Origin of the sequence: Actinoallomurus acaciae (assembly GCF_042429965.1) — a bacterium.
Classification (GTDB): Bacteria; Actinomycetota; Actinomycetes; order Streptosporangiales; family Streptosporangiaceae; genus Actinoallomurus; species Actinoallomurus acaciae.
This window is the reverse complement of record NZ_JBHLZP010000528.1, coordinates 1-6,245: the sequence shown is the minus strand read 5'-3', so window position 1 is coordinate 6,245 and position 6,245 is coordinate 1. Positions and strand designations below refer to the sequence as shown.

The 6,245-nt window shown below is 71.3% G+C and carries 5 protein-coding genes; 1 reads left to right on the top strand and 4 read right to left on the bottom strand.

Annotation, left to right across the window (positions count from 1 at the left end; translation table 11 throughout):
• Nucleotides 1-859 precede the first annotated feature (859 nt).
• Nucleotides 860-1,669, bottom strand: a complete 810-nt coding sequence (locus ACFFNX_RS40875; protein WP_378211555.1) for an S-methyl-5'-thioadenosine phosphorylase — start codon at nucleotides 1,667-1,669, stop codon at nucleotides 860-862.
• Nucleotides 1,670-1,800: 131 nt separating this feature from the next.
• Between ACFFNX_RS40875 and ACFFNX_RS40870 the strand changes: the two genes are divergently transcribed.
• The gene (locus ACFFNX_RS40870) at nucleotides 1,801-3,861 is read left to right on the top strand and encodes an MMPL family transporter (RefSeq protein WP_378211554.1); all 2,061 of its coding nucleotides are present in this window, start codon (nucleotides 1,801-1,803) and stop codon (nucleotides 3,859-3,861) included.
• Nucleotides 3,862-3,903: 42 nt separating this feature from the next.
• Here ACFFNX_RS40870 and ACFFNX_RS40865 read toward each other — a convergent pair whose 3' ends face one another.
• From ACFFNX_RS40865 to ACFFNX_RS40855, 3 genes are all read right to left on the bottom strand, one after another.
• Complete coding sequence (locus tag ACFFNX_RS40865) at nucleotides 3,904-4,245, bottom strand: FmdB family zinc ribbon protein (protein ID WP_378211553.1); 342 nt, start codon at nucleotides 4,243-4,245, stop codon at nucleotides 3,904-3,906.
• Between the two features lie 97 nt (nucleotides 4,246-4,342).
• Entirely contained in the window at nucleotides 4,343-5,824 is a 1,482-nt protein-coding gene (locus tag ACFFNX_RS40860; RefSeq protein ID WP_378211552.1) for a potassium/proton antiporter, read from the bottom strand.
• 105 nt (nucleotides 5,825-5,929) lie between these two features.
• Nucleotides 5,930-6,245, bottom strand: a 316-nt coding sequence (locus tag ACFFNX_RS40855; protein WP_378211551.1) for an NAD(P)-dependent oxidoreductase, incomplete at its 5' end; no start/stop codon positions are given.

Below are 6,245 nucleotides of genomic sequence, written 5' to 3'. Positions count from 1 at the left end.
CGTGCGGCCGGGCGGCGGCCAGCCCCAGGGCGGCCGCGGCCGCAGCGAACACCGCCGCCAGCAGCCGGCGATGACGGCTCAGCGCCGCCCTCATCTGATCTCCTCCGAGGAGGCCCGGCCCGCCAGAGTGGAAGCCCTGTCGAACGGTGCGGTCGGTGGGAATGGTGAGGATTCGGCGTCGCCCTCATGTGACCTCCTTCGAGGGAGCCCTGCCATCTGGGGCGAGAACGCTTTGGCCGTCAGGGCGGGCGGTGGCGGTCCGGTGTTGGACGTCAACGGGGTGCTCCGGGTGGGTGGTTGGCGGTGGGGCGGCTTGTCAGGGGGGGATGTCATGGCAGGTCGAGTGGCGGCTTCAGCCCGTCGAGGGATTGCGGGTACGGGCAGGGGAGGCCCTGCCCGCTAGGGCGGGAATCCTTTGGCGTCGGTTTGGGGAGCCGGTGTGAACGGGGCGCTTCGGGTGGGTGCTTGGTGGTGGTGAGGGCGGCTTGTCAGGGGTGAGGGGATGTCATGGCAGGTCGAGCGGTGGCTTCAGTCCGTCGAGGGTCTGCGGGTACGGGCAGAGGAGGTCCCGTCTGTCAGGGTGCGGCCCTGCCGAACACTGCGGTCCGGTGGGTGGTGGTGAAGGTTCTGCATTGCCCTCATGTGACCTCCTTTGAGGGGGCTCTGCCGTCTGGGGTGGAAACGCTTTGGCCGTCGGGCGGGCGGTGGCGGTCCGGTGTTGGACGTCAACGGGGTCTGGGTGGGTGGTTGGTGGTGGTGAGGGGCGGCTTGTCAGGGGTGAGGGGGATGTCATGGCAGGTCGAGTGGCGGCTTCAGCCCGTCGAGGGATTGCGGGTACGGGCAGGGGAGGCCCTGCCCGTCAGGGCAGGTCGAGTGGCAGCTTCAGGCCGTCCAGGGTCTGTGGGCATGGGCATTCGCGGTCGGTTGGCAAGTTGGTGGCGATGTTGATGACGAGGTCGCGTAGGCGGTCGACGTTTTCGGCGAACACGCGTAGCACCTCCTCGTGGGTCACGCCCGTGCCTGCCTCGACGCCGGCGTCCAGGTCGGTCACCAGGCACGCCGGGATGTAGCACAGTGCCAGCTCCCGGGCGAGTACGGCCTCCGGGTGGCCGGTCATGCCGACCAGTGTCCAGCCCTGCCCCGCGTACCACTGGGACTCGGCCCGGGTCGAGAAGCGCGGCCCCTCGATGACCACGAGGGCGCCGCCGTCGATCGGTGGCCAGCCCGCCGCGGTGGCCGCCTCGACGGCCGTGCGGCGGCCGGCCGGGCAGTAGGGGTCGGCGAACGACACGTGGACCGCGCCGCCCTCCTCGTAGTAGGTCTGCGCGCGCCCGGACGTACGGTCGATGAGCTGGTCGGGGACGCAGAGCGTGCCCGGCCCGTACGCCGCGGTGAGTGACCCGACGGCGCTCGGCGCCACCACCTGGCGCACGCCCAGGGATCGCAGCGCCCAGAGGTTGGCCCGGTAGGGGATCTTGTGGGGCGGAAAGCGGTGGTCGCGGCCGTGCCGGGGCAGGAAGGCGACCCGCCGTCCAGGACCGCCCGGCAGCGTGCCGATGGCGATGGGGTCGCTGGGCGGGCCGTAAGGGGTGGTGACCTTGACCTCCTCGACGTCGTCGAGGAAGGAGTAGAAGCCCGAGCCACCGATCACACCGATCTCTGCATGCATGAGCGGGACCTTAGCCGCCCGGGGAAGCGGCACGCGAGACGGCGGTACCCCCTGTGGATAACACCAAACGCGACATGTCTTGACTGGCGCAACAAACACGTAATATCTTCTCGCAAAACGAGAGGATGGACATGAACAAAAGACTCGTACGGCTCCCGGCGAGCCGCCGTACGAAGTGGCTGGTCCTGGTCGCGTGGCTGGTCCTGCTCATGGCCGGAGGCACGCTCGGCGGCAGGCTCCAGGGCGTCACCCAGAACAACGCCGACGCCTACCTGCCCGGCAGCGCCGAGGCCACCCAGGTCATCAAGCTCCAGGACAAGGTGCACAAGGAAGACGGAATGCTCGCCGTCGTCTCGTACGAGCGGCGCAGCGGCATCACCCCGGCCGACCAGGCCAACGCCCGGCAGGCCGCCGCCAAGCTCGCCCACGTCGGCCCCGCCACCGGACCGCTCATGGCCGAGGACGGCCGGGCGATGCAGCTCCTCGTCCCGATAACCGGCGACGGAGACGTCGTACTGAAGGCCGTCGACACCATCCGCCACACCGTGGAACGCGCCCCGCCCGGGCTGGACGTCCGCGTCACCGGCCCCGCCGGCGGGCTGTCCGACGCGGTCAAGGTGTTCAGCAGCATCGACGGCCCCCTGCTCCTGGTCACGCTCGCGGTGGTCGTGCTGATGCTGCTGCTGACCTATCGCAGCCCGTTCCTGTGGGTCGTCCCGCTGGTCGCCGCCGGCTCGGCGTACACACTGTCTCAGGGCGTGGTGTACCTGCTCGCCCGGGCCGGCCTCACCGTCAGCGGGCAGAGCACCGGCATCCTCGCCGTCCTCGTCTTCGGCGCCGGCACCGACTACGCGCTGCTGATCATCGCCCGGTACCGCGAGGAGCTCCACCGTCACGAGGACAAGCACGAGGCCATGCGGCTCGCCCTGCGCCGCGCCGGCCCGGCCGTCCTGGCCAGCGGCGCCACCGTCACGATCGGCCTGCTCTGCCTGCTCGTCGCCGAGCTCAACTCCACCAGCGGCCTCGGTCCGGTCGGCGCCGCCGGCATCGTCTGCGCGCTGGCCGCCATGACCACCCTGCTGCCCGCCCTGCTGGTGGCCCTGCCACGCGGCGTCTTCTGGCCCGTCGTGCCCCGGTTCGACCGCGAGTACGAGGAGGGCGAGCACGGCGTCTGGGCCGCCGTGGCCCGGTTCGTCGGCAACCGGCAACGCGTCATCTGGATCGGCACGGCCGTCCTGCTCGGCGTACTGACCCTCGGGCTGATGTCGCTGAAGGTCGGGCCGGTCTCCAGCGCCGGCCAGTTCGTCGGCACCCCCGACTCGGTCGTCGGCGAACGGGTGATCGCCCGGCACTTCGCCGCCGGTACCGGCAACCCCGCCGTGGTGATCGCGCCGACCTCACCCGGCCTGCGTGACGCGATCGCGGGCACCTCCGGCGTCGCCCAGATCGGCAAGCCCGTCACCGGGAGCGGTTACACGCAGTACGAGGCGACGCTCGCCGATCCGCCGGACAGTCCCGCGGCGCGCGACACCGTCGATCGGCTCCGGGCGGCCGTACACCCGCTCGGGGGCCGGGTGGGCGGCACCACCGCGATCAACGTGGACACGCAACGCGCCGCCGTCCACGACGGAAAGGTGATCATCCCGCTGGTTCTCGGCGTGGTCTTCTTGATCCTCGTCGTGCTGCTGCGGGCGATCGTGGCGCCGCTGCTCCTCATGGGCACGGTGGTGCTGTCCTTCGCCGCGTCACTCGGCGTCTGCGGACTGGTGTTCACCCATGTGTTCGGGTTCGAGGGCGCCGACTCCGGGTTCCCCCTGGAGATCTTCATCTTCCTGGTCGCCCTGGGGGTGGACTACAACATCTTCCTGCTCACCCGGGTACGCGAGGAGGCGCGACGGCTGGGGACCCGGCGGGGCGTGCTGCGCGGCCTGACGGTCACCGGCGGTGTGATCACCTCGGCCGGCGTGGTGCTGGCCGCCACCTTCGCGGCGCTCGCCACCCTGCCTCTGACGGGAATGGTGGAGATGGCCTTCGCGGTGGCGTTCGGGGTGTTGCTCGACACCCTGCTCGTACGGTCGCTGCTGGTGCCGGCGCTGGCCTGCGACATCGGCGCGGGCCTCTGGTGGCCGGGCCGGCTACCGACCGCCCCGCGGCGCGAGACCGGGCCGCGGGCACGCACGTCGGTCGGCTGAGAGAGAGGGCAGGAGCGGGTCCGGCGGCCTCGCCGGGCCCGGTCAGGCCACCTTCTCCGAAGAGCCGCTGGACTTCGAGGACGAGGAAGACGACGACGAGTCGGACGACTTGGATTCCGTCTTCGTCTCGCTCTTGGTCTCGCTCTTGGCCTTCGTGTCGTCCTTCTTGGCGGTCTCCTTGGACGTGGTGCTCGTCCCGCCGGAGCCCGAACGGCTGTCGGTGCGGTAGAAACCCGACCCGCGGAACACGATGGCGGCGGGGGAGAAGATCTTCCGCAGTCGCCCGCCGCACGCGGGGCACTCGGTCAGCGCGTCATCGGTGAACTTCTGCACGACCTCCAGCGGCTCACCGCATTCCGTGCAAGCGTACTGATACGTCGGCACGAGATCCTCCTTGCTGCGCAGGCCACATGGGGTGGCCTGGCACTCTCACCTGATGACTGCTAAGTGTACGGGGCGTCGGATCATTCCCGACCGGGGCTCATCCCTCCCCTTGCTCGCCGTACCAACCGGCCAGCTTGCCGCGCCGGCTGATCGCGCGCAACCGGCGCTCGGCCGGGGCCCGGGCGTCGCTCGTGGTCACGACCAGCAGCTCATCGCCCGCCTGTAGCCGGGTGCTGGGCTCGGGCACGAAACTCTTTCCGTCCCGTACGACGAGGGTGATCGCCGCGCCCGGCGGCATCCGCAGCTCGAAGATCTCCACTCCGTCGAGCCGGGACTCCGGCGGGATGCGGATGGTCAGCAGATCGGCGTGCAGTTCCTCGAGCGGTGCGGCCTCGACGTCGATCTCGCGGCTCGGCTGGGAGACGGTGACGCCGAGCGCACGGGCGAGCCAGGGCAGCGTGGGGCCCTGCAGCAGCGTGAACACCACCACGATGATGAACACCTGGGCGAACAGCGCGTCCGCGCCGTTCACACCGGCCGTCATCGCCACCGTGGCGAGGACGATCGGCACCGCCCCGCGCAGGCCCGCCCACGACAGGAAGGCCTTCTCCCGCCAGGACAGCCCGAGGAACGGCGTGGACAGCAGCACCGACAGCGGCCGCGCCAGCAGGACCAGCGCGAACCCGCACAGCAGCGCCGGCCCGATCTGCCTCGGCAGGTCGGACGGCGACGCCAGCAGGCCCAGCATGATGAACAGCCCGATCTGGGCCAGCCACGCCAGTCCCTCGGCGAACCCGCGGGTGGCCGGGCGGTGCGGCAGCGGACTGTTGGCCAGCACGAGCGCCGCGACGTACACCGCGAGGAACCCGCTGCCGTGCATCAGCGAGGTCTCGCCGTACGCGCCGACCACCAGGGACAGCACCGCGAGCGGGTACAGGCCCGACGCCGGCAGCGCCAGGCGCCGCAGCGCGAACGCGCCGATCCACCCCACGAGCAGCCCGATCACGCCGCCGATGATCAGCTCGGCCACCAGCTCACCGGCCATGGTGATGGTGCTGGGGACATGCCGGGCGGTCAGCGCGAGGACCAGGATGATCACCGGCGCGTCGTTGAAGCCGGACTCGGCCTCCAGAACGCCGGACAGGTGTGAGGGCAGCGGCAGCCGCCGCAGCACCGAGAACACGGCCGCGGCGTCGGTCGGCGCCAGCACCGCGCCCAGCAGCACGGCGTTGCGCCACTCGGCGCCGATCAGCCAGTGCGCGGCGGCCGCGACCACGGCGATGCTGACCGCCGTACCGGCGATGGCCAGTGCGAGTGCGGCCGGCACGCCCTCACGTACGTCCGCCCATCGGGTGGTCAGGCCGCCCTCGGCGAGGATCAGGACGAGCGCGGCCAGCCCCAGCGTCTCGGCGAGCGCCGGATCGTCGAAGTGGATGCCGAACCCGGCCTCCCCGAGCAGCAGTCCGAGCGCGAGGTAGAGGAGCAGGCTGGGCAGTCCGGTGCGATGCGCCACGCGTACGGCGACGATGGCGGTGAGGAGGACGAGGGAGCCGAGCAGCAGCCACAGGTCGAGTTTCACCGTTCCCCCTCACTGTGGCCTCTGCCGGGTCCAAAACCGCACGTGCCGGGACTCCCAACGTGCCCGTGCCTCGGTGGTGCCGTCGTGAAACGGCGCGCGTGCCCCCTAACGGCGGCGGATCACCGCGTCCACGCCGTTGACCACGTCCGAGACCGGCCGTCCCTCGATCGCGGTCCGCACGTTGTCCATGACCTTGGTGATGATGTTGCTCTGGGCCCGCCGGGTGCCGCCCGCGGCGTGCGGCGACAGCAGGACGTCGTCGTGGCCGCGCAGCGGGTGGTCGGCGGGCAGCGGCTCCTGGTCGTACACGTCGAGCGCGGCGCCCGAGAGCCGGCCGCCCTCCAGCGCCGCGAGCACGGCGTCGTCCGGCACGATCCCGCCCCGCGCGACGTTGATCAGCAGCGCGCCCTCCGGCAGCAGC

What these genes read in the sequence shown, in the direction of transcription:
- ACFFNX_RS40875 (WP_378211555.1), bottom strand. Translation starts at nt 1,669, where the DNA reads ATGCATGCAGAGATCGGTGTGATCGGTGGCTCGGGCTTCTACTCCTTC.
- ACFFNX_RS40870 (WP_378211554.1), top strand. Translation starts at nt 1,801, where the DNA reads ATGAACAAAAGACTCGTACGGCTCCCGGCGAGCCGCCGTACGAAGTGG.